Origin of the sequence: Streptomyces sp. NPDC003077, from assembly GCF_040611095.1 — a bacterium.
Lineage (GTDB): Bacteria > Actinomycetota > Actinomycetes > Streptomycetales > Streptomycetaceae > Streptomyces.
The window spans coordinates 1-25,381 of the sequence record NZ_JBEXNM010000002.1 but is presented as its reverse complement, the minus strand read 5'-3'; the positions used below and the strand labels follow the sequence as shown (position 1 = coordinate 25,381).

Sequence of the window (25,381 nt, the reverse complement as noted above, 5' to 3'; positions counted from 1 at the left end):
GACGGGACGGGACGGGATAGGGCGAGACGGAGCGGAATGGAGCGGCGGCCTACGGCTGGGGGGTGGCGTGCATGGTGACGTAGTTGGTGCCGATCCAGTCCCCGAACGTCGCGGTCTCGCCGTCGAGGGTGTCGAGGTCGAGGCCGTACGAACGGGCCTTGGGGACCGAGAAGGAGAAGTCGGTCGCCGGCCGCAGGAAGAAGACGCTCGACGTGCGGTCGCTGCCCTCGCGCATCCCGGCCTCCGGCGACCGGACGTGGTGGCGCGGCGCGGGGATGGCACCCTGGCTGACGAGCGGCGCGATGGCCCCGCACAGCACGACCACGGCGTCCGGGATGTGCGGCAGGTCCACCAGCTCGCCGCCGATCTCGGCCTGGAGGCTGACGAACCCGTTAGCGCACGGCGTCTGGTGGATCAGCGTGATGATCGACAGGTCGTAGTGCGGTGCCATGCGGCGCGGCTCGTGCTCGGCGGCGCGGTGCTCGGGCACCTCGGGGAAGTAGCGCAGCCGCAGGACGGGATCGCAGTCCAGCAGCGTGTCGATGTCCCGGCCGTCCGAGCCGTCGTAGGTGCCGGTGGACTCCAGGACGACGCGGGCGGTCTCCCGGGCGGCGGTGTAGAGGCCGTTGAAGTAGTCCGTCCAGACGTCCTCGAAGCGCCGGGTGGGGAAGAGGTTGCCGGAGATCCCCATCGAGAACGACATCGAGTAGTCCGTGTAGGTGCCCGTGTTCGTCACCTGGGCCGTGCTCTCGGCCTCCAGCGCGGAGTAGCCGCGGCGCATGGTCGGGATCGACGTCGTCACGGCCTCCTTCTCCTGCGGAGTGCCGTGCTTGAAGAAGTCCATCGCCGTGTCGGTGGCGAGCCGGTGGTCCTGCTCGCGCACCCCGCAGTCGGTGAGATAGAAGACGCCCGACTCGGTCACGCACGTGCGCAGTGCTTCTTGGTCTTCGCCCTTTTTCAGTGCGGTGAGGCTGAAGAGGGGCACGCGGGGCACCGTCGTGTCCGCCATGGTGGCCTGCTCCTTCCCGGATCAGTCGTAGAAAAGTACGGCGCGCATTTCGAGAGAGGTCCGCAGATGGCCGGTGCTCGGCCCGTCCTCGTCGAAGAACGCGGAGTGCGGGCAGACGCCGGCGACGTCGGCGAGCCCGGGACGCTCCGTGCCGCTTGTCCCGCTCGCGTCGTTCGCGGCGAGCGCCAGATCACGGCTCGCGCTGTCGTAGCACTTGAAGACGATGGCCTCGTCGGGGGCCAGCGCGTGCCAGTAGTGCCAGCGGTGGCCGGGGCTGTGCTTCACGGAGTAGCTCTCGCGGTCCTTGAGCCACTCCGGGAAGTCCAGCCGCGTCGCCACGAGGTCGGCGGCCGGGTCCAGCGACCGGAAGTCGCACAGCGCCAGCGGGTAGTTGCGGACGGGCTCCAGCAGGGGCCGCCAGACGTTGATGATCTGGAACCTGCCGAAGCGGCGGTCCTCCCCGGTGTGCCGGGCGGCGCGCGCCCGGGCGCTGTTCGGGGTCTGGTCGACGTGCACGCGCAGGTGCGGCGCCTGGTGGGGCGTCGTGCCGGTGGGGGCGGCGTCCTGGCGCCGCAAGGTGGCGTCGAAGAACTCCACCGCGGCGGCCCCGGTGAGGGACCTCAGCAGCTCCGCGGTCTCCCGCCGGTACTGCTCCCGGGCCTCCTCGGAGCCCTCCGCCAGGGCCCGCTGGTCGGCCCGCGCCGGGGCGGTGACCTTCTCGAACCCCATGGTGTCCAGGGTGGGCCGCACGTCACTGCCGCGCAGGTCGGTGACGGTCGCCTCGTGCGGGACGATGCGGAAGTTGAGAACCACCTCGGGCGGCTGCGACAGGGCGTCGATGCACCAGCCGTCGTCCGGGGAGTCCGGCGTCAGCGGCGCGGCGTACTGAAGGACGGTCGATACGTCGGGCATGACGACGGGCTAGCCGTTCGTCGCCGTGCGGCGGAAGACGCCCCGGTCCAGCTGCGGGCTGGTGTTGGCGTACATCATGTCCATGGTCAGCACGTCCCGGAACGACGCCAGGTACTTCTCCAGCAGGTTCGGGCTGTACCGGTGCCAGTACGGGATCATGTCCTCGATGACGAAGTAGTCGCCCTCGTGCAGCAGGTGGTCCACCGCCCACCGCATGACGTTGAACGTGTCGGCGTGCGCGTCGTCGATGAACAGCAGCGGGTGGGCGACGTCGCCGAGCAGCTTCTCCAGCGTCCCCAGGTCCGTGCAGTCCGCCTCGTGGACGGCGATGTTCGACATCTCGGAGTCGGGAATCCGGCAGCGCGAGGTGTCCTTGTCGATTCCGATGACCTGGCAGTCGACGCCCATGAGCCGCGTCAGATCACGGAACCAGACCAGGGAACCGCCGCCGTACACGCCCAATTCGACGATGGTGCGCGGACGGAATTCATACAGCAGGTCGTGCAGCGCGGCCTGTGCGTCCGGGTCCTTGAGCAGGCGCAGCCCCCGCCACTGGTACCGGGAGAAATCCGAGTACCCCAGATCGCGCGGCGCTTCCGCCCACCGGTCCAGCGGCCAGTCCCGCGGCCGGTCCGTCAGCGCCGGGGGGTGGTAGGCCGGGTCCTCCCCCAATCCGCGGAATGCATTCAGATCCAGGAAGTTCTCGCGAGAGTAGTCGTTCAAAGCGCTCTCCCCTGAGTTTGCGCCGCATTTCGGCCTTGTGATACTAACGCGCACTGCTCTTGGCCTTCTCTTGCGGCTCTCTCGGGGGCCTCTCCGTGGAATTCCGGGGAAATGGGAAATGGGTTCGGTGGGGAATTCGCGCGGTAAACACGGGAAAAGGGAAAGGGCCGGAGCGCACGGGGGCGGCGCTCCGGCCCGGGCCGGCACGAGGCCGGCCGGTCTTCTGGTCCCGGGGTTCTCAGCCGGGCCCGTCGGTTTTCTGGTCCCGGGCTTCTCAGCCGGGGCTCGTCGGTTTTCCGGACCCGGGCTTCTCAGCCCGGGCTGGTCACAGGGCTGGTCACAGGGTTCAGGGTTGGTCCTGTCGCGTTCCCGCCGGCTCCCTACGCCGGCGTCCCCACCCTCAGGAACTGCTCGTCCTGGCGCAGGATCGCCTGCATCACCCTCGTCATCCGCGCCCCCGGGTCGATCCCGATGTGCTCGCGCAGGATGCGTTTGGCCCGGTGGAAGACCTGGATCGCGTCGACCTGGCGGCCTTCCGCGTAATAGGCCTTCATGAGGCTGACGTAGAGGTCCTCGCGGAACGGGCCGGCGTCGACCAGTTCCGACAGCCGGGTGATGGCCTCGTTGTAGTGCCCGAGCCCGAGGTCGATCCGGGCGCGCAGCTCGACCGCGGCCGTCCGCTCCTCCTCCAGGGTCTCGGCCTTGAGCCGCAGGCGGCTGGAGGTGACGTCGGCGAAGGCCGGGCCCTTCCACAGGGCCAGCGCGGCGTCGAGCTGGTCGGAGGCCTGCCGGTGCTCTCCGCAGGCGTGCAGGTCGCGCGCACATCGCACCGTTTCGCGGAACAGGAAGAGATCGACGGCCCGTGGTGGGAGACAGAGTTCGTATCCCCGGTCGTGCGAGCCGAGGGTGTCGCGGGGGAGCCCCGCCTCCTCCAGGGCCGTGCGGATCATCCAGGCGGAGGTCTGGAGCTGGCCCGAGACGGTCAGGGGTGGCTCGCCGTCCCAGGAGTCCTCGCTGATGGCTTCCTTGGAGATGACCTGTCCGGGGCGCAGGGCGAGGGAGACGAGGAAGCGCCGCTGCCGCTGCCCCGGTACGGGTACGGGCACGCCGTCTTTCACGAAGGTTACGGGACCGAGAAGCCGGATCGTCACGTTGTTCAAGGTGCTCATGGCGGATACCCCCTAGTGAAGGAACCACGGCTGCGCCCCGGAGGGCGGACGTGGCATGGGTGCGTTCCTTGGTGACAACTCTTCGTGCGGAAATCGGATGAACCGGCAGTGCGTACTGCCGTCGGATCAGGGGGCCGCGCCACCGGTACTCCCCCGTACCACTTCTCGGTCCAGGGGGGCCGGGACGCCGGCCCCCACCGTCAGGAGCGTTCGGGCATCACCTCGTCAGGTTCCTGAGGAACTTCGCGGCGACCGGTCCGGCGTCGGAGCCGCCCGAACCGCCGTCCTCCAGCAGCACCGACCAGGCGAGGTTGCGGTCGCCCTGGTAGCCGATCATCCAGGCGTGCGTGCGGGGCGGCGTCTCGGTGCCGAACTCGGCCGTGCCCGTCTTGGCGTGCGGCGCGCCGGGCAGGCCCCTCAGGGCCTTGCCCGCGCCCTCGGTGACGGTCGCGCGCATCATGGTCCGCAACGACTCGACGACGCCGGTGTCCAGCCGGGCCGTGGCCTGGTGCCGCTTCTTCACCGCCTCGGGCACCAGCACGGGCTGCTTGAACGTGCCTTCCTTCACCGTGGCCGCTATCGACGCCATGACCAGCGGCGACGCCTGCACCCTGGCCTGTCCGATGGTGGAGGCGGCCTTGTCGTTGTCGCTCGTCGCGACCGGGACGTCGCCGTCGTACGTCACCGCGCCCACGTCCCAGGTGCCGCCGACGCCGAACGCCGCCGCCGTGTCGTGGAGGTCCGTGTTGGACAGCCGTCCGCGCGAGTTGACGAAGAAGGTGTTGCAGGAGTGCGCGAAGTTGTCCCGGAACGTGGAGTCGGCGGGCAGGACGAACTGGTCCTGGTTCTCGAAGCGCTGGCCGTCGACGTAGGCGAACTTGGGGCACTCCGCCGGGTCCGTGGGCTTCATGCCCTTCTTGAGCAGGGCCGCGGCGGTCACCACCTTGAAGGTCGAGCCGGGCGGGTAGCGGCCCTCCAGCGCACGGTTCAGGCCCGCCGGCTTGTTGGCGGCGGCCAGGATGTTGCCCGTCGAGGGATCGACGGCCACGATCGCGGCGTTCTTCTTCACCTCGCTCAGGGCGTCCGCGGCGGCCTGCTGGACCCGCGGGTTGATGGTCGTGCGCACCGGCTTGCCCTTGGCCGCCCCGCCCGTGAGCTGCTTGACGACCGCGCCCGACTGGCGGTCCACGACGACGACCGATTTCGCCGCGCCGTCGCCGCCCGTGAGCTGCCGGTCGTAACGGGCCTGGAGACCGGACGTGCCCTTGCCCGTGGCGGTGTCGACGACGCCGATGAGGGAGGTCGCCTGGAGCTCCCCGCCCTTGGCGTCGAGGATGGCGGCCCGCTCGTGCGACTTCAGGGCCAGGGTCTGTCCCGGAACCATCCGGGGGTGCACCATCTCGGTACGGAACTCGACCTTCCACCGGTCGTCGTTCTCGCGGACCTTCGCCTTCGACTCCCAGGTGTAGTTCCCCGCTCCCGGGAGCGCCATCTTCACCGTGAACGGAACCTCCACTTCCCCTTCCGCTTCCGTCTTCTTCCCGTCTCCGGTGGTGATCTCGGTCTTGGACGGCTTGAGGTTCGTCATGACGGACGTGATCAGCGATTCGGCGTTGGCGGGGGTGTCGGTCAGCCGACCGGCCCGCTTGCCGTCGCCCGCCTGCCAGGCGTCGAGGAACTTCCGCAGTTCCTTCGTCGCGTTCACCACCTGGGGATCGTCCGCGCCGTCACCGGCGATCAGGGTGGAGTACCCCCAGTAGCCGGCCCCTGCCGTGACGGCCAGCGCGGCGACCGTCGCCGCGATCGTCCGGCCGCGGGAGCGGCGCCTGCGGGGCGGCGCGAAATCGCCATGGCTGCGGGAATGCGTCATGAGCCACAGGTTAGGTGTCCTTCCGCTTCCGTCGTCGAACACCTGTCGCCTTCAGGACACGGCCCCGGGTGAAAGAAACGGGTCAGGAGATGAGGGCGGGGAAGTGGCCGCAGTCGCACTCAAAGGGGCATCAAGTGGTCAGGGATGAGACAGCGTCAGCCCAGTATCTGAGAAACCGGACCGTCATCTGGGATCACGTGCTACATACCGGTCACCCGTGTCCACGATTGGGCTAGACCTCTGTAAAGAAACCGTCCGGTCTGGCGGTATCGCCCCGGGGTGAACTGGCCGGAACGAGCACGGCGCCACGTACGCCGAGTCACCAAGTCAGTCGGCCGGACCACTCGTCGTCCCGGCCGGAGAACACCTCGTTTGCGCCGTGTTCCCGGCCCGGGAGCACCTCGTTCGCGCCGTGTTCCCCGTGGGCGCCGCCCAAGGCGCCCCATCATCCCGCCGGTCGCCACCGAGGCCATCCGATTCGGCCACGCGGCTTGATCCCGTAGCGGCACCGGGCACACACGGACCGCTACGTCCGGCGGAATCCGGCGACCCGGACGCCCGGCCCTCTCCCGCCCCGGCGCCCGGCTCCGAAGGACGCGACACGGGTGCGGAGCACCGTCCGCACCGCACTCCCGCCGACGCGGACGAGCCGCCCGCCACGTGCGACGACGCCGCCCCCGCGGCCGACGGCCACCGAGGCGCCCCGCCCCGCGCGGAGGCCGCCGCACGGAGCCGCGGTCGTCAGCCGCTCCTGATGTCCCGTCAGCAGGCGGCACTCATCGGCCAATTGACGCGTACAGGGTGATCGAAAGTGACCGAATACCGGCTTCGTCGGAATCCGCCCCTCACTTAGGCTCGGTCCGCGTGTCGAACATTCCGGAGACGGGCAAATCCCCCCGGGGCCGGCGTCGGCTGATCGTCGTGCAGATCCTGGTCTTCTCGCTGCTCCTCACGCTCGGCGGCCGGCTGTGGGACCTCCAGATACGCAACGGCGACGCCTACGCGAGAGAGGCTTCGGGCAACCACGTGCAGCGGGTCGTCCAGCCGGCCGTGCGCGGCTCCGTCCTCGACGCGCGGGGCATGCCGCTCGCCGACAACGAGACCCGCCTGGTGGTGACCGCCTCGCGCACCGAGCTGCTGAAGATGCCCGACGACGGCAGAGCGGTCCTCACCCGGCTGGCCGGGGTCCTGGGCAAGCGGCCCGAGGACATCAGGGCCAAGGTCCGCCTGTGCGACGCGAAGACGCCGCGGCCCTGCTGGAACGGTTCGCCCTACCAGCCGATCCCCATCACCGACGAGGCCACCACCGAACAGGCCCTCCAGATCCGCGAACGCGCCGAGGACTTCCCCGGCATCACCGCCGAACCCACCGCCGTCCGCCGCTACCCCGCACCGGGGAAGGCCAACACGGCCCAGGTGCTCGGCTACCTCTCACCCGTCACCGACGCCGAGGTCCAGCGGGCGAAGGACACCGACGCGCCGCTGCTGCGCTCCGACCAGGTCGGCCGCTCGGGCCTGGAGCGCCAATACGACGCGTACCTGCGCGGCCGGGCCGGCGTCACCCGCTACGAGGTCGACAACCTCGGCCGCGTCATCGGCCGGGCACCGAGCGACCCGCCGCGCCCCGGCTCCCACCTCGTCACCTCCCTCGACGCCCGGGTCCAGCGCGTCGCCGAGTACGAGCTGAACGAGGCGATGAAGGCCGCCCGCAAGCAGTGGGACCGCAACACCCGCCGCAACTACGAGGCGGACGCGGGCGCCGTCGTGGTCCTGGAGGCCAAAACGGGACGGATCGTCGCCATGGCGTCCAACCCCGCGTACGACCCGAACGCCTGGGTCGGCGGCATCTCCGCCAAGGACTACGCCCGGCTCACCGACGAGAAGTCCCACCACCCGCTCCTGAACCGCGCGGTCCAGGGCCTGGCGGCCCCCGGCTCCATCTTCAAGGTTGTCTCCACGACCGCCGCGGTCAACGCGGGCCACTCCTTCCAAGGCCCCTACAACTGCTCCAGCTCGTACAGCATCGGCGACCGGACCTTCACCAACTTCGAGTCGGAGGAGCACGGCCCCATCTCGCTCGGCCGGGCGCTGGAGGTCTCCTGCGACACGGTCTACTACCGGCTCGCCCACGAGGAGTGGCGCAAGGACGGCGGCCTCCGCCCGCGCGCCAAGCCGCGGGACTGGTTCTACAAGACGGCCCACCAGTTCGGCCTGGGCAAGCCGACCGGCGTCGACCTGCCCGACGAGGCCGCCGGCCGCGTCCCCGACCGCGCCTGGAAGCAGCGCTACTGGGAGGCCAACAAGGACGCCTGGTGCGAGACCGGGAAACGGAACGGCACATACGCCGAACGCGTCGCCTACGAGAACTGCCACGAAGGGAACCTGCTGCGCGCCGGCGACGCCGTCAACTACTCCATCGGCCAGGGCGACACCCTCGTCACCCCGCTCCAGATGGCCGCGATCTACGCGGCGATCTCCAACGGCGGAACCGTGCACACCCCCACCGTCGGCAAGGCGATCGTCAGCGCCGACGGCCGCAAGGTCCAGGAGATCAAGCCCAGGACACACGGCAGGCTCCCCATGACGAAGGCCACCCGCGACGCCGTCGACGAAGCGCTCGCCGGCGTCATCACCCGCGGCTCCGCCGACTGGCGCTTCCAGGGCTGGCCCCAGGACAGGATCCCGCTGCACGCCAAGACCAGCACCGCCGAGGTCTACGGCAAACAGACCACCTCGTGGTTCGCCACCTACACCAAGGACTACGCGGTCGTCATGACGATCTCCCAAGGCGGCACGGGCTCCGGCGCCTCGGCCCCCGCCGTCCGCAACATCTACAACGCCCTGTACGGCGTCTCACCGGACGGCAGCATCGATCCGGACAAGGCGCTGCTTCCCGCCCCGCAGAAGGCGCTTCCGAGGATCAAACCGGATGGCTCGATCGGCGCGCCGCCTGTGGGTGGGAGGGCTAGGGGGGATTGAGGGGCTGAGGAGGGACTGAAGGGGACTGAAGGGGACTGAGGAGGTGGGTGATGGCTCCGGCGGTCGGCGGCTGCCGGAGCGTGGCATGTGCGCCAGGGACCGGCGAGGGCGTTCCCGTTCGGTTTCGAGCGAGAAGACCCGCTTTCCGTTCAGCCCCGAGCAAGCAGCCCCGCTTCTTGCCCAGCTCTGAGCAAGCAACCCCGCTTCTTGCCCAGCTCTGAGCAAGCAACCCCGCTTCTTGCCCAGCTCTGAGCAAGCAGCCCTGCTTCCTGCCCAGCTCTGAGCAAGCAACCCCGCTGCTTGCTCAGCCCTGAGCAAGCAGCCCCGCTTCCCGTTGCCGCCCCCGACGCCGTTCGAGGTCCCGGCCCATTCGCTCTTCGAGCGCGGCCCGGCAGTGGGGCCACTCCGCCGCGGTGATCGAGAAGATCGCGGAGTCGCGGAGCCGCCCGTCCTCGCCCGGTGCCCACGACTGGGACCAGTTCCGCAGCACGCCCTCGAACCGGGCGCCCACGCCCTCGATCGCGGCCCGTGAACGGCCGTTGCGGGCGTCGGTCTTCAGGTCGAGCCGGGCCACGTCCCAGTTCTCGAAGGCGTGCCGGAACAGCAGGTACTTGGCCTCGGTGTTCACCCCCGTGCCCTGGGCGGACGCCGCGAGCCAGGTGAAGCCGACCTCGATCGCGCGCAGACGGTCGCCTTCGGGCCACAGTCGCGGGTCCCAGTAGGAGGTGGCGCCGACCGCCCGCCCCGTCGCCCGGTCCACCTGCGCGTAAGGAGCCATCTTCCCGGCGGCGGCCCGCGCGAGTTGCGCGTCGACGTACTCCTCGGCCTCGGCCGCCGTCGGCACCCACGTGAACCGGTACGAGCTCCGGTCCTCCTCGGCCGCCACGGCCAGGTCGGCCGCGTGACGATGTTCCAACGGCTCCAGACGCACGAGCGCGCCCTCCAGAACCGGCCCCTCCAACGTGAAACCCATCGATCCACACTCCAGCGCGGTTGGTGATACCCGGGCCGAAGGTCTAGACCACGGGCCCAAGAGTGCAGCGTTCCAGAGGCGGCGCGATCGTGTCGCGCGAATTTGCACGGAGCGGGGTTCGTCACATAGGCGGGGGCGGATGGTTGCCCGTACTCGCTGCGGATGGTTGCCCGTGCTCGCTGCGGATGGTCGTCCGTGCTCGCTGCGGATGGTCGTCCGTACGCGCTGGGGTGCTCAGTCCCACCAGACGCGATACGTGGTGGGCAGCCGTCCGAGAGCGTCCAACTCCGCGGCCAGCTCGGGCGCGGACGCCTCCAGCCGCTGCCCGTCCACCAACGGGGCGGACCGGTAGATCTTGCGCAGCGAGAAGTCCCACGCGGCGGGGGACCCCGGCGCGCTGCCGGGCGCGACCTTCAGGCGGTGCGGCTCGTACCGGAGCCGGGCGCTCTCCGCACGCGTGCTCTCGCAGGAGTCGAACGCGGACCACAGCTGCGGATCGGTCATCCGCGCGAGCTCGTCGGGAGTCGCCTCCCCATGGTCCAGGAGCCGCTGCGCCAGGCGCCGGACCACCGAGACCGGACCCACGTTGTCCCACGACGTGTGCAGCCGTGCTTCCGCCCGGACCAGACCGATCAGCGTCCCCGCCGCCTCGCGATCGGCGGAGACCGCGCCGTCCTTGAGGACGAGCCGGTCCAGCAAGGCGGCCGGATCGGTGCCGAGCCGCCCGGCGGCGCGCCCGCTGCGCACGTACGAATCGAGGTGGTCGAGGTTGAGCAGACCGGCCCGCCCGGTCAGCGCCGAGGGCGGCTGCCCGCCGAGGACGGCGACGGCGGCCTCGGCACTCGTCCCGTGCTCGCGCAGCACGGCACGGACCGGGTCGGCCCGCAGCAGCCGGAGGCCGATGGAGTGGTGGTCGAGGCCGCCGACGCCTTCGAAGGTGTGGCTGAGCGGCAGGTGACCGATGTCGTGCACCAGAGCCGCGACCCGCAACGGTTGGTCCTCCGGGCGGAAGTGCGCGACCAGGGAGAAGACCCCGAGGGTGTGCTCCAGCCGGGAGTACGACTGCAGGGTGCTGAGCGACGAGGCGCCGCCGTGCGCGACGAAGTGCAGGCGCCGCAGCGGCTCGGTGCGCAACAGGTCGACTTCGACGGGCGTCAGGCGGACGCTGATCCGCCACAGGGGATCGGTGAACACCTCCCCCAGGCCCAGCACATTGGTCGGGACGGGGCTCCCGCCTGGCCCTTCATGGTCATCGCGGCTGCTCATCCGGGGAACTGTAGTCCGTCGCTCGCGTCGCGCCGGTTCACCGCCATGGTGGGGACGCCGCCCATGACCTACCTGACGGGCCGGCGCATGGACCTCGCCGCGGACCTGCTCCGGCAACCCGGCATGACCATCTCCACCGCCGCCCGCAAGGTCGGCTACCGGCTACACCAACGCCTTCGCCTTCAGCGTGGCGTTCAAGCGCATGCGCGGGATCGGCCCGGGCCAACTGGGCAGAACTGCCGAGGCGGCGAACCCGACCGCTCGGTAAGGGCCGGCAGCCCCGGTCCCCGCCGCGCCGTCCTCGTCCTCGTCCTCTTCCTCCTCGTCCTCTTACGTGTGATCGTCCTCCTCGTCCTCTCACGCGTGATCGGATTCGTCCCCCGCGTAGGGCAGCAGGGGGAACAGCCGGGTGATGAGGGCCACCGGCCGGGCGTCGTCGGGCCGGGCCAGCGGGCGCTGCTCGCGGTCCCGGTAGGGGGCGAGCGCCCGTCGGATGGTGTCCGCGACCCGGCTCATCTCGTCCGGCGTCAGGTAGGCGACGGCGCTGAAGGCTTCGTCGTGGCGCCACTCGGTCGGCGCCTGGTCGCGTTGGGCGAGCCAGCGCTGCCAGCTCTCGTCCTCCAACCCCCGGGCCAGGTCGCCGAACTGTTCCTGCGCGGGTGCGGGTGTCTCGGGGGTGGGGTCGGGCTGCCGCAGGCGCCAGGGGCGGGCGCGTCCCCCGTGGTGAGGGGCCTCCTCGATGTGTCCGTGGCGCGCGAGTTGCCGGAGGTGGAACGAGCAGAGCCCCGAGCTGTAGCCCAGCCGGGCGGCGGCTTCGGTGGCCGTGACGGTGCCGACTTCGGCCAGCAGATCGAGCAGGGCGGTGCGGACCTCGTGTTCGCGCAGTTCTTCGCCGGTGTGACGGGGCTGGCCGCCGGGCTGGGAGGTGAGGTCGTCTTCAGTCACTTTGCAAAGTCTGCTACTTTGCAAAGCGCTTGGCAAGCGGGCCTCGCGCGGAATCGTCAGGACGCGGACGCGGACGAGGGCGCGGACGAGGTCGCGGTGGTGGTGTGCGGCGTGCGCGCGGCGTGGCACGCGGCGTACGGGCGTGCGCAGAGATGTGCACGCGTGTGCAGGTACGTGCAGGCGTGTGCAGAGACGTGCAGAAGCATGCAGTCGTGCGCAGAAGCGTGCAGACGTGTTGCAGACATACATAGAAAGGGAAACCCCGATGTCCGTTTCTCACGACCGGTCCCGTCCCGAGGACCGGCGGATCCGGGTGCAGGGCCGCCCCGTCGACTCGTATCCCGCTCTGTCGCCGGAGGCGGAACGGGGCGCGGTGCGCAGGATCACGGTGGTGGGGGAGGAGGTCCTGAGCCGTCCCTGCCGAGAGGTGACCGAGTTCGGGACGCCGGAGCTGTCGGCGTTGATCGACGACATGTTCCTGACGATGCACGTGGCCGACGGCGCCGGGCTGGCCGCCAACCAAGTGGGCGTCGATCTGCGGCTGTTCGTGTACGACTGCCCGGACGACCACGGGGTCCGGCACGTCGGCCACATCCTCAACCCGGTCCTGGAACTGCCCGAGCCGGGCAGCCGCCGGCTCATCGACGAATTCGAGGGCTGCCTGTCCGTGCCCGGCGCCGCCATGACCGTCCCCCGTACGGATCGCGCCGTCGTCCACGGCTTCGACAAGGACGGCAACCCGCTCACCATCGAAGGAACGGGGTACTTCGCCCGCTGCCTCCAGCACGAGACCGACCACCTCTTCGGCCGGACGTATCTCGACCGGCTGTCCACGCGGGACCGCAAGGACGCGCTGCGGCAGATGGCAGACCGGCGCGAGGAGGTCTTCGCACTGCGCGAGGCCAAGGCGGCCCGTCTGGGCCGGGACGGCGAGCCCCCTGTTCGGGGCCGGTGATGAAGGAGAACTCCGTGAACGCGGCGGAGAAGCCGTTCCTGATGTGCGTGGAGGATGTCTTCCACCGGAATCAGGGCCGGGTGGTCATGGTGGCGGGCCGGGTCGAACGCGGCCGGGTTCGCAAGGGTGACGAGGTGCGGCTCGTCGGTCTCGGCGGTGACGCGATCGTCCCCGTTCGGGACATCGAGGCGGACCACCGGCATATCGACGAAGCGAGCGCGGGCATGAACGTGGGGCTGTTGCTCCCCGGCGCGGCGACGGGCGCGGTGGAGCGGGGGCAGGTGCTCGCCGCGCCCGGTTCGATCCACGCGCACATCGGCTTCGAGGCGGACATCGCGCTGCTGTCCGAGGAACAGGGCGCCACCGAAGTGCGCACCGGCGAGCGCTTCCAGTTCCATCTTCTCGCCGCCGGCGTATCGGGCGTGGTGACGCTGCCCCGGGAAACGGACGTGTTGCGGCCGTTGCACAAGGGCGTGGTGACGGTCAGGCTCGAACAGCCCGTCGCCCTTGAGGAAGGCCGGTCCTTCGCTTTCCGGCACCGCAACCGTGCGGCCGGTTCGGGGGTCGTGACGCGACTTCTAGGTTCCGCGGTTTCGTGAGCATTTCCGCGTGACCATGAGCATCGATCGAGCATTTCCGTCGGGAGAGCGCGTTCTGCGGAGGCGTGGACGAACCAGTGGACGACGACGCCGCGGCCAGGTCTGCCCATCGGTTTCGACGGTGAGCAGTTCACCGTCGCGGAGATCGAGGGGCGACGGATTCTCCTGCGCCAGTCGGCGTCGGCCGGGCCGCCGAAGCTGCGGCAGGTCGACATCTCCGTATCGCTCGCCCATCCCACCACCGAGATCCTGGAGCCGACCCCGGAGGAAGCGATGGCTGCCGCAGCCCTGCTGAGCGGCCTGGCCGACGAGGAGGACGACGAGCTGACCGTGAAGGTCCGGCACCTCCAGGAGGTCCTGACCGGATACCGGCTCGGTGATGCTGCGCCGGCACTCGTTGGTGAGCCGCGGGCAGACTTCGCCCCCGGCAAGCCATTGCCGCACCGCTACGCCGTCAAGGCCGCCGAGCTCGGCGTCGGGGGCAGCACGATCCGCCGGTGGACGGCGACGTCCAAGAAGTCGGGCCCGGCCGGGCCCGCGGCCGACCGTCCCGTACGCAGCGTGGTGGAGCGGGCGGATCAGCGCTGGGTGGAGACGGCCGAGGTCCTGATGACGATGGAGTACGGGACGGCCGGTCGGCGGCGTCGCGCGACCGCGTCACCGGGCAGCGGCGGCGAGGAGGACCACAGGCCGCCGGCGGTGGCGAAGGCCTGTGCCAGTGGGTCGCGGAACAGCGCGTCCGCCCGCTCGGTCTCCAGCGCCCGCACCCGGGCCACCCCCACCGCCGTGGCCCACACACCCGACGGCTGCACCCACTCCTGTTCACCGGTCACCGCGCCAGCCGAAAAGGCTGCTGAGAACCTTGTTGAGGGGGCCGCCCGGTCGTAGGTCGGGCGGCCCCCTTTCGTCAGGGCGTAGCCGGGGCGAGGGTCCAGGTGCCGTGGGTGCGAGTGAGTCCGAGGTTGATCAGCCGGCGAAGGTTGAGGGTGGCGGCACGGCGGTGGAGCGCTACGTTGTCGGCGATTACGCCTCGGTAGCGGACTCGCCGGTGGCCACGGTCGACGAGTCCGGCGATGGCGCGTTCGACCGGGGGTCGCCAGCGGCGGTACTCGTCCTGCCAGGCGGTATCGGTGGCGGTCTGGGTGCGGGCGGTGGTGAGCTGTTCGCGCAGGGCACCGGTGCTGTGGGCGGAATCCCCGAGCACGGTCGGGGTGTTGCCCTCGCTGTGGTCCTCGTCTGCCGGCAGGGGTGCAGCCCCGGCCGCGCCGTACTTCACCCCCTGGCCGAGCGCGGTCCGCTCGGCGGGCTCCGGCTCATCCACCCGAATGGTTGACCCGCCACCGCGCGGCCGGGAACGGCAGCGGGTAGTCGGCGAGCTCCTCCAGCACGGTGACGGAGAACTCGTTCACAACGCACCACCCGCACAACCTCGTTGCCCTACCGGAGGTAGGCCGAAGACGGCAGGCGTTACGCAGAGCGACCACCGATGGCGGCCCTGAGGGACGTTCTGCTCATGATCCGCACCCACGGGCAGTGCTCATGGCGTGCGGAAAACGTCATCACCGCAGGAAACGTCATCACCGCAGGAGCCAGTGCTCACGCAGATGCGGTCCCTGGACGGCTCCTGCGCTGAGCCTCATGAGAGCGAGGTGAGGGAAGGGGGGCTGCGGGCCGCAGCCGCTGTGACCTGCTTGCTCCCTGAGTGAGCATAACCTTAGGCTTACCTAAGTTTTACCTGGGGTGGGGAGCCATGAAAGGGACCCGTGTTGCTGAAGCGTGCCATGTGGCGCTCACTCCCGCTCGTGCCATGAAGCCTCGGCAGTCGTACCGACCGTGGACGGAAGGACGCGGCCGGACCGGACCCGCGCCCTGCTTCCGCGGGCTCCTCGTCAGAGGCGCACCTTTTAGGGAGACCAGCACACCATGTCCTCGCTCAACCGCCGCGTCGCCGCACGCGCCGTGGCGCTCGCGGCAAGCAGCACCCTCTTGCTGAGCGGCACCGCGGTCGCGCACGCAGGTTCCGCGACCGCCGGTTCCGCGACCGCGCACGTCGGCACCGCGCACGCCGGTTCCGTGCACATCGACACGGTGCGCACCGAGATTGCGGATACCACCACCATGCACACCAACACCCCGTACACCAGCGTCACCCCACACACCGGCACCACTCCGCACACCGGCACCACCCGGCCCACCGGCACCGCGTCATCCCCCGTGCCCGTCACCTCCGTGCCGCTCGTGCCGGGCCTCTACCAGTCCGCGTACTCCGAGCGGAACGGCGTGCTGTGGGCCACCGCCTCCGTGGGCCAGCCCCCGGCCCCGGTCACCGCGTCCCGCCTGGTGAAGGTCGACCCCCGCACGCTCAAGGTGAAGGCGACGTACACGCCGCCCCTCGACGGCACCGGCGCCATCGAGGCCGTCTACGGCATCGACGTCGACGACGAGCACAACACCGTCTGGGTCACCAACACCCGCAACGACTCCATCGCCGTCTACAGCCAGAAGACCGGTGCGCACCTCGCGACCCGCCCCAACGTGCGGCACGCCCGCGAGATCGTCGTGGACGAGAAGCGCGACCGGGTGTGGACCACCGCCTTCGGTGACGGCGCCGTCGTCGCGTACGACAGCCGCACCTACGAGGAGGTCGAGCGCGTCACCGTTGAGGGGAGCGGCCCGACGGGGCTGGCGGTGAACGAGCGGACCGGCAAGGTCTACGCCGCCGACTTCACCCACAACCGGATCATCGAGGTCACCCCTGGCTCCCGCACCCCGCGCCTGATCCCCACCGGCGAAGGGCCGCTCTCGATCGCGCTCTCCGCCGACGGCCGCACCGCCTACACCGCCAACCAGAGCACGGGCAGCGTGTCGATCGTCGACCTGCGCAAGGGCGCCGTCACCAAGACCGTGCCCACGGGCGAGGGCGCCAAGTCGCTTGCCGTCGAACCGCGTTCGGGCCGCGTGCTGGTCGTCAATCGCCTGGCGGGGAACGTGTCGGTCGTCGATGCGCGGTCGGGCGCCGTGGTGAGGAACGTGGCCACCGGCGCGTTGCCCAACCACGTGCAGGTGACCCGGGCCGGTACCGCCTTCGTCCTGGACAAGTCCGGCTCAGGACCGGCGGGCGAGGACCGGCTCACGCGGATACGTCCCGGCGACGAGGCTTCGCACGGTCGGCGCGGACACGGCCGTTCCGCGACTGTGGCGTAACGGGGGCGTGGCCGGGCGGGCCGCGTGCGTCTCCGGCCGTCGGCGGTGCTGACGGCGGGGGGCGGGCGGTGGCGGCCGTCGGCCACGGCCGAGCGGGTCCGGCGGTTCCGATGGCTCAGGGCCGTTCGGGGGCCGTTCCCGATCGGCTCGGGGCCGGCTGGCCCGGCTCGGGAGGCCGGTTGCTCGGCCCAGGTCAGGCGTCGGCTGTCCGGCTCAGGGGGTCGGTTGCGGTCAGGCGTCGGCTGCCCGCCTCACGGGATCAGCACCACCCTGCCGAACACCTCGCCCGCGTCCATCATCCGGTGGGCCGTCGCCGCCTGGTCCAGCGGCAGCACGCTGTGCACCACCGTCCGCAGGTCCCCGTGTGCGGCATCGGCGAACTGGGACGAGCGGACGGCCTGCCGGTCGGGCTCGGGCACGGTGTCGGCGCTGAAGGTGGCGAACGACAGCGACTTGCGGAAGGCGTCCAGCAGCCGCGTGCCGAAGTCCGCCGGTGGCTGCCCGCCGACGATTCCGACGGCCACGAACCGCCCGTTGGGGTTCAGCCGGTCCAGGAAGAGGGGCAGCTCGGGACCCCCCACGATGTCGATCACCACGTCGAAGCCCGTCGGCGCGTCCGGGCCGCCGCCTTCTCCGGAACGGCCCAGGACATGGGTCGCGCCCAGGTCCCGCAGGCGGGCGCCACGCTCCCGCGATGACGTGGTGACCGCCACCGCGCCCGCGCCGCCTCTGGCCGCGAGCTGGACCGCCGTGACCCCGATGCTGCCCGCCGCGCCGCGTACGAGCACCGCCTCGCCGGGTGCGAAACGGGCGCGCTCCAAGGCGAAGTGGGCGACCACGCCGGAGCTGCCGAGGGTCACCGCGTCGGCGCCCGTCAGCCCGTCGGGCAGCGGGAGGACGCTCTCGATCGAGGCGACGGCCTGCTCGGCGTACCCACCGGACAGGCCGGTGAACGCCCACACCCGACGCCCCGTCCACGAGGCGTCCACGCCCTCCCCCACGGCGGTGACGCGTCCCGCTACCTCGCTGCCGAGGAGGTGGCCCTCCCGGAAGCCGTGCGCGGCGAGCGTCCCCCGGCGTATCACGGCGTCCACGCCGCCCACCCCTATGGCCTCCGTGGCGATCCGCACCTGCCCCGGGGCGGGGACGGGTACGGGCACGTCGACGACCTCCAGACCCTCGGGGTCTCCGAACTTCCTGATCACGACGGCTTTCATCTTGGCTCCTTGGTGCGGTGCGGTGCGGTGCGGTGCGGTGGACGGGGACGCGGCTGCGACGGCCGCAGGCGGAATATCGAACCGTCACGGACCGGACGGGGGCCCTGACGAGACGGGACCTGACAAGACGGGGGACCCGGCGGCGGCGTCACCGTCATCGGACCGTAACGGACGCACCCGTCCGTTTGGCTAAGGTGAGAGACGATGACCGACCAATTGCCTCACTCCGTACGCTCGGACGCCCGCGACAACCGGGACCGCATCCTGAACGCGGCCGGCGCGGTGTTCGGCGAAGAGGGCCTGAGCGCGCCCATGCGAGAAGTCGCCCGGCACGCGGGCGTCGGCCCCGCCACGCTCTACCGGCACTTCCCGACCAAGCGGGCCCTGATCGTGGAAACCTTCGCCGAGCAGCGGCGGGCCTGCCAGGCCATCGTCCGCGACGCCCTCGCGGACCCGGACCCATGGCAGGGGCTCCGGAGCCTGATCGAGCGGATCTGCGAGCTCCACGCCCACAGCCGGGGGTTCGCCGACGCCTTTATGACGGCCTTCCCCGAAACCATGGACTTCGCCGCCGACCGGGAGCGGACGCTGCGCGCGGTCGCCGAACTGGCCCGCCGCGCCCAGAAGACCGGCCGACTGCGCCCAGGCTTCGTCGTCGACGACCTGGTCCTGATGCTCATGGCCCACCAGGGCCTCCAGGGCGCGACGCGCGCCGACCGGCTCGCGGCCTCCCGCCGCTTCGCCGCCTACATGATCGATGCATTCCGCACCGCCCCAGCCACCCCCGCCGTACCGGAGGCGGAAGCGCCCGCACCGCTGCCGCCGCCTCCACGCCTGCGGCTCGCGCACCCGCCGGGCACGCCGTAGATACCGTCACCAGAGGGTGGCGAGTCCTGTCACCAGGGGGCGGTCAGTCCCGTCACCAGAGGGTGGCGAGTCCCGTCACCAGAGGGTGACCAGTCCCGCCCCAGAGGGCGGCCAGTCCTCGCGCGGTTCCCCCCGCTCGCCGCCGACGCATGCCCACATCGGCCTTTGATACCGGTCCGCATAGGCTTCTCCCAATGATCGACCATATGTTGATCAGGTAAGCATCAGGAAGAGGCCCGATGAACAACGCGTCCCAGGTGTTCCAGCCACTGCGGGCGGACGACCCGCCCCAGGTGGCCGGCTACCGGCTCGCCGCCCGGCTCGGCGCGGGGGGCATGGGCCGGGTCTACCTGTCGCACACGCAGGGCGGCCGACCGGTGGCGATCAAGGTGGTGCGGCCCGAGCTGGCCGACGACCCCGACTTCCGGCGCCGGTTCCGCCGGGAGGTGGAGGCGGCCCGGCGGGTCCGGGGTGCGTACACCGCCGAGCTGATCGACGCCGACGCGGACGGCGTGCCGCCCTGGCTGGCCACCCTGTACGTGCCCGGCCCCTCCCTGACGCAGGCCGTCGCCCGGCGCGGGCCCCTGCCGGTGCCCGCGGTGCTGTGGCTGGTGGCGGGGGTGGCCGAGGCGCTGCAGGCCATCCACGGGGCGGGCATCGTGCACCGGGACCTGAAGCCGTCCAACGTACTGCTGGCCGCCGACGGGCCGCGAGTGATCGACTTCGGCATCTCGCTGGCCTCGGACACCACCTCGCACACGGTCACGGGCGCGGCCGTCGGCACCCCTCAGTACATGGCTCCCGAGCAGGCGACCGCGGGCGAGGTCACCGCGGCCACCGACGTCTTCGCGCTGGGTCAGACGGCGGCGTTCGCGGCGCTGGGCGAGCCGTTGTACGGGGACGGGCCCTCGGTCAGCGTGCTGTACCGGATCGTGCACGACGAACCCGACCTGTCCCGTTTGCCCACGCAACTCCGTCCGCTGATCGCCCGGTGCCTGGCCGCCGCCCCGGAGGAGCGGGCCACCCCGGCGGAGATCATCGAATGGTGCCGGCAGCGGCTGGGCCCGGACGCCGACGCGGGCGGGGGACCGGCCGTCTGGCGCGAGTTCATGGGTCCGGAAGTGATCGTCCCGGCGCCCGTCCCCGTCCCCACACAGGTGCACACGCTGCCGCTGGTCGCACGAGCGCAGGCGGCGGGGCCGGACGAGCGGCGGGCGCGTCGGCGGCGTATCGCGCTGATCACGGGCGCGGCGGTGACGGCGGGGGCGTTGCTGCTGGGCGGCTTGGTGTGGACGGTCAGCGACATGGTGGACGGGATACGCGACCGGCGGGCGAGCGCGTCATCGACGCCCGGGGCGGCGGCGTCCAAGTCGGCGGCACCGGGGGCGTCGGGGCCGTCCGCCGCGTCCGTGCCGACGTCGGAGGACGGCGACCTGGCGCCGGAGATGTCCTCGGAACCCACCTCGTCCGCGCCCAAGAAGCCGCAAGCCACCCCGTACACCCTCCTGATGCTGGACGACACGAATTCGGTGAGCATCAAGGAACCGGTCAACCGCAAGGACCGCAAGGGGGACATCCGCTTCGGCTGCAAGATGGCCGGCTGCGAGCTGGAGAGCGACACCAGCGTGTTCGTCACGCTGTACAGCGATAAACCGGGGGCCTCCCTCGACGACTGCCGCCTCATGCTCACCGGTGCCAGAAGTCACAACCTCCCGCTGGCCGCAGTGGCGGCCGGCAGCGAGATCTGCGTCAAGCACCCTTCCGGGGACATCGCGCTGCTCGTGGTCCAGGTCAAGTCGACCGCGCTGCCGAAGCTCGCCTCCCTGACGGCGGACATGACGGTCTGGCGGGAGTCCTAGGTCCTGCCTGACGAAGCGTCAATTCATGGAAGGCGGACGGAGGCGCGCCCGGCAGGCAGGTAGACCGGAGGACAGACAGACCGGCAGATCGGCAGATCGGCAGACCGGCCACCACCCACGCGCCGCGCCCGTCAGCGACGCAGCCGCTCCAGTTCGTCCGCGCGGCGGTGGTCCTTCGGGCGTCCGATGGCGCGCCGCATACGGACGAGGTCGTCGAGGGCCACGTAACGGATCGTGAAGCCGGAAGGATCGTGCGCGTGCACGGCCCGCGTCAGGCAGGCCGAGACGTCGAGGCCGCCCCAGGGCAGGGCGGGCGTGCACAGGTCTCCGTCGGCGCCGGTCACGCGGTACGCGACCTGGGCGCGGTCGAGGGCGGGCGGTTCGGCGCACCCGGCGCGGACGAGGGCGTCGCGCAGGGCTCGGGCCTGTGCGGGGGTGCCGTCCCACAGGAGGTCCAGGTCGCCGGTCAGTTCCGTGGAGCCGTGCATGATCCCGGCCACCTGACCGACGACCACCGCATGGCAACCGGCCTCGTGCAGCGCGCGGAGAAAGGGGAACGGGTCGAAGCCGAGCGCCCCGTCCGTGGCGAAGGTGCCCATCAGATCGTCGGCGTCCTCCGCGCGCCGCCCCGTGGCGGTCCGGTCGCGGGTGGCCTCCTGGGTACGGGAGACGGCCTGACGAAGTCGTGTGACAGGGGTTGGAATCATGCGCTCATTCAACACGGCACCGGGTACGACTTCGACGGAAAAAGATCGGGGACGACAAAGCCCCGGCGAAGGAATCCCGGCGAAGGAGCCCCGACGAACAAGCGCTGACGAACAAGCTCCGACGAACAAGCCCCGCGAACGAAGCCGCAACCCTGCCCCCCCTCGTTGCCTTTTCCCCCAGAACCGCACCCCTGCCCCTACCGCCCTCCCGCTGCTTGCCGCCCGTAAATCGTCCGTCAACAATGAACACGATGGCGAACGGGGACGAACATGCGCCAGAACATCAATGACAACGCGGACCGTCAAATCAGCGATCACGCGCACCGTGAAATCAACGACAACGCGCACCAGGACACCAGCGAAAACACAAGCCAGACCACAAGCCAGCCCACCAGCCGGAACACCAGCGACAACACCGGCTACAACCCCAGCAACAACACCCACCAGACCCTCACCAAAGAAAACACCCGGCGAATTTCCGCACTGCTCAAGCGCGCCCGCGAGAACGCCGAGCGCCAGCTGAAAGCGACACAGCTCGCACCGGCATTACAGACCGTGCGCAATGAGGTGTGGCCGCTCGCGGAGGAACTGCGCGAGGCCGACCCGCGCGCCTTCGACGCGCACCGGGACGCGCTCGCGGTCCTGCTGAACGACTGCGCGCTGGCGGTGGTCGACGAGGTGCCGAGGCCGGTGCTCCCCTCGTTCGACACCCCGCGCGTCCGCAGGTTCGACGTCCGGGATGTCGACGCGCTGCTGGATGCGGGGCGTCCGGGGGAGCGGCCGGTCATCGGGCAGCTCTTCGGGCAGGCGCTCGCGGTGGTGCGGGATCCCGTGCTGCGTGAGGTGATCACAGCGAATCAGCAGGGCGTGCGGATTCTCCAGCGAGCCAATCGCTGGATACGGATGCTCACGGACGCCGTGTGAATACGCCGCATGAATGCAGTACGAATGCCGTATGAATATGGGGGAATCCCAGTGCCCGGTATCGGTTTCGACAACATCACCGGCCGGATCATGCGGGCCGGAGAAGGCAGGATGCTGGCCAGGCTGAAGCGGCTGGCCGCACAGGTCAATTTCCTGGAGGAGGATTTCCGGGAACTGGGTGACGAGGAGTTGCGGGCCCTCACCCCGGAGTTCAAGGAGCGGTACGCCGCCGGGGAGAGCCTGGACGATCTGCTGCCCGAGGCGTTCGCCGCGATGCGGGAGGCGGCGCGGCGCGCTCTGGGCATGCGCCATTTCGACGTCCAGGTCATGGGCGGCGCCGCGCTCCACCTCGGCAACGTCGCCGAAATGCAGACGGGCGAGGGCAAGACCCTGGCCGCCACCCTGCCCCTGTACCTGAACGCGCTGACCGGCAAGGGAGTCCACCTCGTCACGGTCAACGACTATCTGGCCGAGCGCGACGCCGCGTGGATGGGCCGGGTCTACCGCTTCATGGGGCTGAGCGTGGGCGTCATCACGGGGCGGTCCACCCCGGCCGAGCGCCGCGCGCAGTACGCCTGCGACATCACGTACGGGACCAACACCGAGTTCGGTTTCGACTACCTGCGCGACAACATGGCCTGGTCGCAGGACGAACTGGTGCAGCGCGGGCACCACTTCGCGATCGTCGACGAGGCCGACTCGATCCTCATCGACGAGGCGCGTACCCCGCTGATCATCTCCGGTCCGGCCGAGCAGCCCACCAACTGGTACGGCGCGTTCGCCAAGCTGGTCGAGCGGATGAGGGGCGTCAGCGTGCAGGAGGAGCACTTCGCCAAGCCGTCCGACAAGGACCGGCTCGCCGCGCTGCGCGCCACGCACGACTACGAGTACGACCCGAAGAAGCGCACGGTCGCGATCCTGGACCGGGGGGTGGAATACCTTCAGGACCAGCTCGGAATAGAGAGCCTGTACGAGTCTGATCACACTCCGCTGATCGGGCACCTCAACAACGCACTCAAGGCCAAGGAACACTTCAAAAAGGACCGCGATTACGTCGTCATCGACGACAAAGTGCTCATCGTGGACGAGCACACCGGCCGCATCCTCGACGGGCGCCGCTACAACGAGGGCCTGCACCAGGCGATCGAGGCCAAGGAAGGCGTGGCGGTCAAGGACGAGAACCAGACCCTGGCCACCATCACCCTGCAGAACTTCTTCCGCCTCTACGAGAAGCTCGGCGGCATGACCGGCACGGCGATGACCGAGGCGGCCGAGTTCCACCAGATCTACAAACTGCACGTCGTCCCCATCCCGACGCACCGGCCGATGATCCGCCGCGACGATCCCGACCGGGTCTACCGCACCGAGGCGGCGAAGTACGCCGCGATCGTGGCGGACATCGAGGAACGGCACGCGGTGGGGCAACCGGTGCTCGTCGGCACCACCTCCGTCGTGAAGTCGGAGTTGCTCTCCGACCTGCTCGCGCGCAAAGGCATCCGCCACGAAGTGCTCAACGCCAAGAACCACTCGCGCGAGGCCCAGATCGTCGCCCAGGCCGGCCGCAGGGGAGCGGTCACCGTGGCCACGAACATGGCGGGCCGCGGCACCGACATCATGCTCGGCGGCAACCCGGAGGAGATGGCGCGCGCCCAGCTCACCGAGGACACGAGCGCGCAGGAACGCCAGGCGCTGCTCGACCGGTTCGGGAAGGCGACGGCGGCCGAACACGCCGAGGTCACGGAGCTCGGCGGCCTCTACGTGCTCGGCACCGAACGGCACGAGGCGCGGCGCATCGACAACCAGTTGCGCGGCCGGGCGGGCCGCCAGGGCGACCCGGGCGCCTCCCGCTTCTACCTCTGCCTCCAGGACGACCTGATGCGGCTGTTCCGCGCCAACGTGGTCGAGCGCGTGATGGCGATGACGAACGTGCCCGACGACGTACCGATCCAGAACAAAATGGTCACCCGGGCGATCGCTTCTGCCCAGTCCCAACTGGAACAGCAGCACTTCGAGTCCCGTAAGGACGTCCTGAAGTTCGACGAAGTCCTCAACCGCCAGCGCACGCGCATCTACGCCGAACGCCGCCGGGTGCTGGCCGGCGAGGACCTGAAGGAGCAGATCGGGCACTTCATGGACGACACCGTCCGCGCCTACATCGAGCAGGAGACGAGCACGGGCTTCCCCGAGGAATGGAACCTGGAACGGCTGTGGAGCGCCCTGCGCCAGCTCTACCCCGTCGGCGTCACCATCGCCGAACTGGAGGAGGAGGCGGGCGAGCGCGCGAACCTCACCCCGGACGACCTCGTCGAGGCGGTGACGGCGGACATCCACGCCCGGTACGCCGAACGCGAGGCGGAACTCGGCGCCGAGCCCCTGCGCGACCTGGAACGCCTGGTCGTCCTCTCCGTTCTCGACCGCAAATGGCGCGAACACCTTTACGAAATGGACTACCTGCGGGACGGGATCGGGCTGCGCTTCACCCTCGGCCGGGAACCGATCATCGAGTACGAACGCGAGGGCTACGACATGTACCGCGCGATGACGGACGCCATCAAGGAGGAGTCCGTCGGCTTCGTCTTCCACCTCGACGCCGCGCAACCGGCCGACGGCGGCCTCGAACGCCGCGCCCCCGCCGACGGCCTGCGCTTCACCGCCCCCACTCTCGACACGGCGGAAGGCGTCATCGAGGGGGACTTCACACCGACCGGCCCGGCTTCTCCCGAGCCCGCCGACGATGCGCCGTCGCCCGGCACCTCCTCCGGCCGGTCGCGCCGTACCGGCGGCGCGCGCAAGCGGCGTCATAAGCGGTAAGCCGAATAAGCGGTAAGCCGACTCGCGCCGCGCACACGCCCGGCTGCGCCGTAAGCGTCGATGACGAGAACGCGCTTTTCCGGGCCGAGAGCAGGCAGCCGGAATCGGAGTGACCAGTGTGGAGCAGCATGCATAACCTCCGCTCCGTGACACCGGCATATGTGCCGGACGGCAGGCACATCAAAACGCCGGAAGACTCCCGGCGAGTCATCGGCGAAGCGATCAACGGTCCTGGGGGTTACTTCGGCCGGAATCCCGACGCCTTCGCCGACTGCCTCAGCGGTGGCTTCGGAATCCCGAGGATGATGACTATGTGGTTGTGTGGCACGAGCACCAGGTGTCGCGCCGGCATCTCGGCTATCCGGAGACAGCGCGCCAGCCGGAGATCCGGC

General features: G+C 70.4%; 18 protein-coding genes and 4 pseudogenes. 10 read left to right on the top strand and 12 right to left on the bottom strand.

Annotated elements, in window-relative coordinates; genetic code table 11:
- Nucleotides 1-49: 49 nt before the first annotated feature.
- The 5 genes from ABZX96_RS01500 to ABZX96_RS01480 all read right to left on the bottom strand — a co-directional run bounded on the left by ABZX96_RS01500 (nt 50) and on the right by ABZX96_RS01480 (nt 5,683).
- The gene (locus ABZX96_RS01500; RefSeq protein WP_355535961.1) at nt 50-1,009 is read right to left on the bottom strand and encodes a 2OG-Fe(II) oxygenase family protein; all 960 of its coding nucleotides are present in this window, start codon (nt 1,007-1,009) and stop codon (nt 50-52) included.
- Nucleotides 1,010-1,030: 21 nt separating this feature from the next.
- Nucleotides 1,031-1,921, bottom strand: a complete 891-nt coding sequence (locus tag ABZX96_RS01495; protein WP_355535958.1) for a CmcJ/NvfI family oxidoreductase — start codon at nt 1,919-1,921, stop codon at nt 1,031-1,033.
- 9 nt (nt 1,922-1,930) lie between these two features.
- The gene (locus ABZX96_RS01490; protein WP_355535955.1) at nt 1,931-2,644 is read right to left on the bottom strand and encodes a CmcI family methyltransferase; all 714 of its coding nucleotides are present in this window, start codon (nt 2,642-2,644) and stop codon (nt 1,931-1,933) included.
- Between the two features lie 380 nt (nt 2,645-3,024).
- Entirely contained in the window at nt 3,025-3,813 is a 789-nt protein-coding gene (locus tag ABZX96_RS01485) for a BTAD domain-containing putative transcriptional regulator (RefSeq protein ID WP_355535952.1), read from the bottom strand.
- Nucleotides 3,814-4,030: 217 nt separating this feature from the next.
- The gene (locus tag ABZX96_RS01480) at nt 4,031-5,683 is read right to left on the bottom strand and encodes a penicillin-binding transpeptidase domain-containing protein (RefSeq protein ID WP_355535949.1); all 1,653 of its coding nucleotides are present in this window, start codon (nt 5,681-5,683) and stop codon (nt 4,031-4,033) included.
- 864 nt (nt 5,684-6,547) lie between these two features.
- Between ABZX96_RS01480 and mrdA the strand changes: the two genes are divergently transcribed.
- A complete protein-coding gene (gene mrdA / locus ABZX96_RS01475; RefSeq protein ID WP_355535946.1) occupies nt 6,548-8,662 on the top strand; it encodes a penicillin-binding protein 2 in 2,115 nt (704 codons plus the stop codon).
- 304 nt (nt 8,663-8,966) lie between these two features.
- Here the strand turns inward: mrdA and ABZX96_RS01470 are convergent, their stop codons facing one another.
- Together ABZX96_RS01470 and ABZX96_RS01465 are read right to left on the bottom strand one after the other, a co-directional pair.
- Nucleotides 8,967-9,635 (bottom strand): GNAT family protein, encoded by a 669-nt coding sequence (locus tag ABZX96_RS01470; protein WP_355535943.1) that lies wholly within the window; start codon nt 9,633-9,635, stop codon nt 8,967-8,969.
- A gap of 234 nt (nt 9,636-9,869) precedes the next feature.
- Complete coding sequence (locus ABZX96_RS01465; protein WP_355535940.1) at nt 9,870-10,901, bottom strand: HD domain-containing protein; 1,032 nt, start codon at nt 10,899-10,901, stop codon at nt 9,870-9,872.
- On the opposite strand from ABZX96_RS01465, the pseudogene ABZX96_RS01460 reads away from it, so the two are divergent.
- A pseudogene (locus tag ABZX96_RS01460) lies at nt 10,881-11,003 on the top strand (AraC family transcriptional regulator); the annotation flags it as partial. The gene ABZX96_RS01465 and the pseudogene ABZX96_RS01460 sit on opposite strands and share 21 nt — an antisense overlap.
- Before the next feature lie 255 nt (nt 11,004-11,258).
- Here the strand turns inward: ABZX96_RS01460 and ABZX96_RS01455 are convergent.
- Nucleotides 11,259-11,846, bottom strand: coding sequence for a helix-turn-helix domain-containing protein (locus ABZX96_RS01455; RefSeq protein WP_355535937.1), 588 nt, complete (start codon nt 11,844-11,846; stop codon nt 11,259-11,261).
- Between the two features lie 265 nt (nt 11,847-12,111).
- Between ABZX96_RS01455 and def the strand changes: the two genes are divergently transcribed.
- The gene (def, locus tag ABZX96_RS01450; RefSeq protein WP_355535934.1) at nt 12,112-12,801 is read left to right on the top strand and encodes a peptide deformylase; all 690 of its coding nucleotides are present in this window, start codon (nt 12,112-12,114) and stop codon (nt 12,799-12,801) included.
- 14 nt (nt 12,802-12,815) lie between these two features.
- Entirely contained in the window at nt 12,816-13,400 is a 585-nt protein-coding gene (locus ABZX96_RS01445; RefSeq protein ID WP_355536690.1) for an EF-Tu/IF-2/RF-3 family GTPase, read from the top strand.
- A gap of 602 nt (nt 13,401-14,002) precedes the next feature.
- Here the strand turns inward: ABZX96_RS01445 and ABZX96_RS01440 are convergent.
- Both ABZX96_RS01440 and ABZX96_RS01435 read right to left on the bottom strand, forming a co-directional pair.
- Nucleotides 14,003-14,197: pseudogene (locus tag ABZX96_RS01440) on the bottom strand (class I SAM-dependent methyltransferase); the annotation flags it as partial.
- A 110-nt stretch (nt 14,198-14,307) separates the two neighbouring features.
- Nucleotides 14,308-14,565, bottom strand: a pseudogene (locus ABZX96_RS01435) (transposase); the annotation flags it as partial.
- Between the two features lie 758 nt (nt 14,566-15,323).
- Between ABZX96_RS01435 and ABZX96_RS01430 the strand changes: the two are divergent.
- A complete protein-coding gene (locus ABZX96_RS01430; RefSeq protein WP_355535930.1) occupies nt 15,324-16,604 on the top strand; it encodes a YncE family protein in 1,281 nt (426 codons plus the stop codon).
- 251 nt (nt 16,605-16,855) lie between these two features.
- On the opposite strand, the gene ABZX96_RS01425 is transcribed toward ABZX96_RS01430, so the two are convergent.
- Nucleotides 16,856-17,821: a zinc-binding dehydrogenase gene (locus ABZX96_RS01425; protein WP_355535927.1), complete on the bottom strand. Its 966-nt coding sequence runs from the start codon at nt 17,819-17,821 to the stop codon at nt 16,856-16,858.
- 204 nt (nt 17,822-18,025) lie between these two features.
- On the opposite strand from ABZX96_RS01425, the gene ABZX96_RS01420 reads away from it, so the two are divergent.
- Both ABZX96_RS01420 and ABZX96_RS01415 read left to right on the top strand, forming a co-directional pair.
- On the top strand, nt 18,026-18,688 hold the full coding sequence (locus ABZX96_RS01420) for a helix-turn-helix domain-containing protein (protein ID WP_355535924.1): 663 nt from the start codon (nt 18,026-18,028) through the stop codon (nt 18,686-18,688).
- A gap of 239 nt (nt 18,689-18,927) precedes the next feature.
- Entirely contained in the window at nt 18,928-20,547 is a 1,620-nt protein-coding gene (locus ABZX96_RS01415) for a serine/threonine-protein kinase (protein WP_355535921.1), read from the top strand.
- 131 nt (nt 20,548-20,678) lie between these two features.
- On the opposite strand, the gene ABZX96_RS01410 is transcribed toward ABZX96_RS01415, so the two are convergent.
- Nucleotides 20,679-21,254: a hypothetical protein gene (locus ABZX96_RS01410; RefSeq protein ID WP_355535918.1), complete on the bottom strand. Its 576-nt coding sequence runs from the start codon at nt 21,252-21,254 to the stop codon at nt 20,679-20,681.
- 270 nt (nt 21,255-21,524) lie between these two features.
- On the opposite strand from ABZX96_RS01410, the gene ABZX96_RS01405 reads away from it, so the two are divergent.
- The 3 genes and pseudogenes from ABZX96_RS01405 to ABZX96_RS01395 all read left to right on the top strand — a co-directional run.
- Nucleotides 21,525-22,178 (top strand): hypothetical protein, encoded by a 654-nt coding sequence (locus ABZX96_RS01405; RefSeq protein ID WP_355535915.1) that lies wholly within the window; start codon nt 21,525-21,527, stop codon nt 22,176-22,178.
- A 90-nt stretch (nt 22,179-22,268) separates the two neighbouring features.
- On the top strand, nt 22,269-24,989 hold the full coding sequence (gene secA / locus ABZX96_RS01400) for a preprotein translocase subunit SecA (RefSeq protein WP_355536687.1): 2,721 nt from the start codon (nt 22,269-22,271) through the stop codon (nt 24,987-24,989).
- Between the two features lie 161 nt (nt 24,990-25,150).
- Nucleotides 25,151-25,381 (top strand): annotated as a pseudogene (locus ABZX96_RS01395) (barstar family protein); the annotation flags it as partial.

Excerpts from the sequence above, each read along its gene's own strand:
- ABZX96_RS01410 (WP_355535918.1), bottom strand. The coding sequence starts at position 21,254 with ATGATTCCAACCCCTGTCACACGACTTCGTCAGGCCGTCTCCCGTACC.
- secA (WP_355536687.1), top strand. The coding sequence starts at position 22,269 with ATGCGGGCCGGAGAAGGCAGGATGCTGGCCAGGCTGAAGCGGCTGGCC.
- ABZX96_RS01420 (WP_355535924.1), top strand. The coding sequence starts at position 18,026 with ATGACCGACCAATTGCCTCACTCCGTACGCTCGGACGCCCGCGACAAC.
- ABZX96_RS01485 (WP_355535952.1), bottom strand. The coding sequence starts at position 3,813 with ATGAGCACCTTGAACAACGTGACGATCCGGCTTCTCGGTCCCGTAACC.
- ABZX96_RS01405 (WP_355535915.1), top strand. The coding sequence starts at position 21,525 with ATGCGCCAGAACATCAATGACAACGCGGACCGTCAAATCAGCGATCAC.
- def (WP_355535934.1), top strand. The coding sequence starts at position 12,112 with ATGTCCGTTTCTCACGACCGGTCCCGTCCCGAGGACCGGCGGATCCGG.
- ABZX96_RS01500 (WP_355535961.1), bottom strand. The coding sequence starts at position 1,009 with ATGGCGGACACGACGGTGCCCCGCGTGCCCCTCTTCAGCCTCACCGCA.
- ABZX96_RS01495 (WP_355535958.1), bottom strand. The coding sequence starts at position 1,921 with ATGCCCGACGTATCGACCGTCCTTCAGTACGCCGCGCCGCTGACGCCG.
- ABZX96_RS01470 (WP_355535943.1), bottom strand. The coding sequence starts at position 9,635 with ATGGGTTTCACGTTGGAGGGGCCGGTTCTGGAGGGCGCGCTCGTGCGT.
- ABZX96_RS01430 (WP_355535930.1), top strand. The coding sequence starts at position 15,324 with ATGTCCTCGCTCAACCGCCGCGTCGCCGCACGCGCCGTGGCGCTCGCG.
- ABZX96_RS01415 (WP_355535921.1), top strand. The coding sequence starts at position 18,928 with ATGAACAACGCGTCCCAGGTGTTCCAGCCACTGCGGGCGGACGACCCG.
- ABZX96_RS01425 (WP_355535927.1), bottom strand. The coding sequence starts at position 17,821 with ATGAAAGCCGTCGTGATCAGGAAGTTCGGAGACCCCGAGGGTCTGGAG.
- ABZX96_RS01480 (WP_355535949.1), bottom strand. The coding sequence starts at position 5,683 with ATGACGCATTCCCGCAGCCATGGCGATTTCGCGCCGCCCCGCAGGCGC.
- ABZX96_RS01465 (WP_355535940.1), bottom strand. The coding sequence starts at position 10,901 with ATGAGCAGCCGCGATGACCATGAAGGGCCAGGCGGGAGCCCCGTCCCG.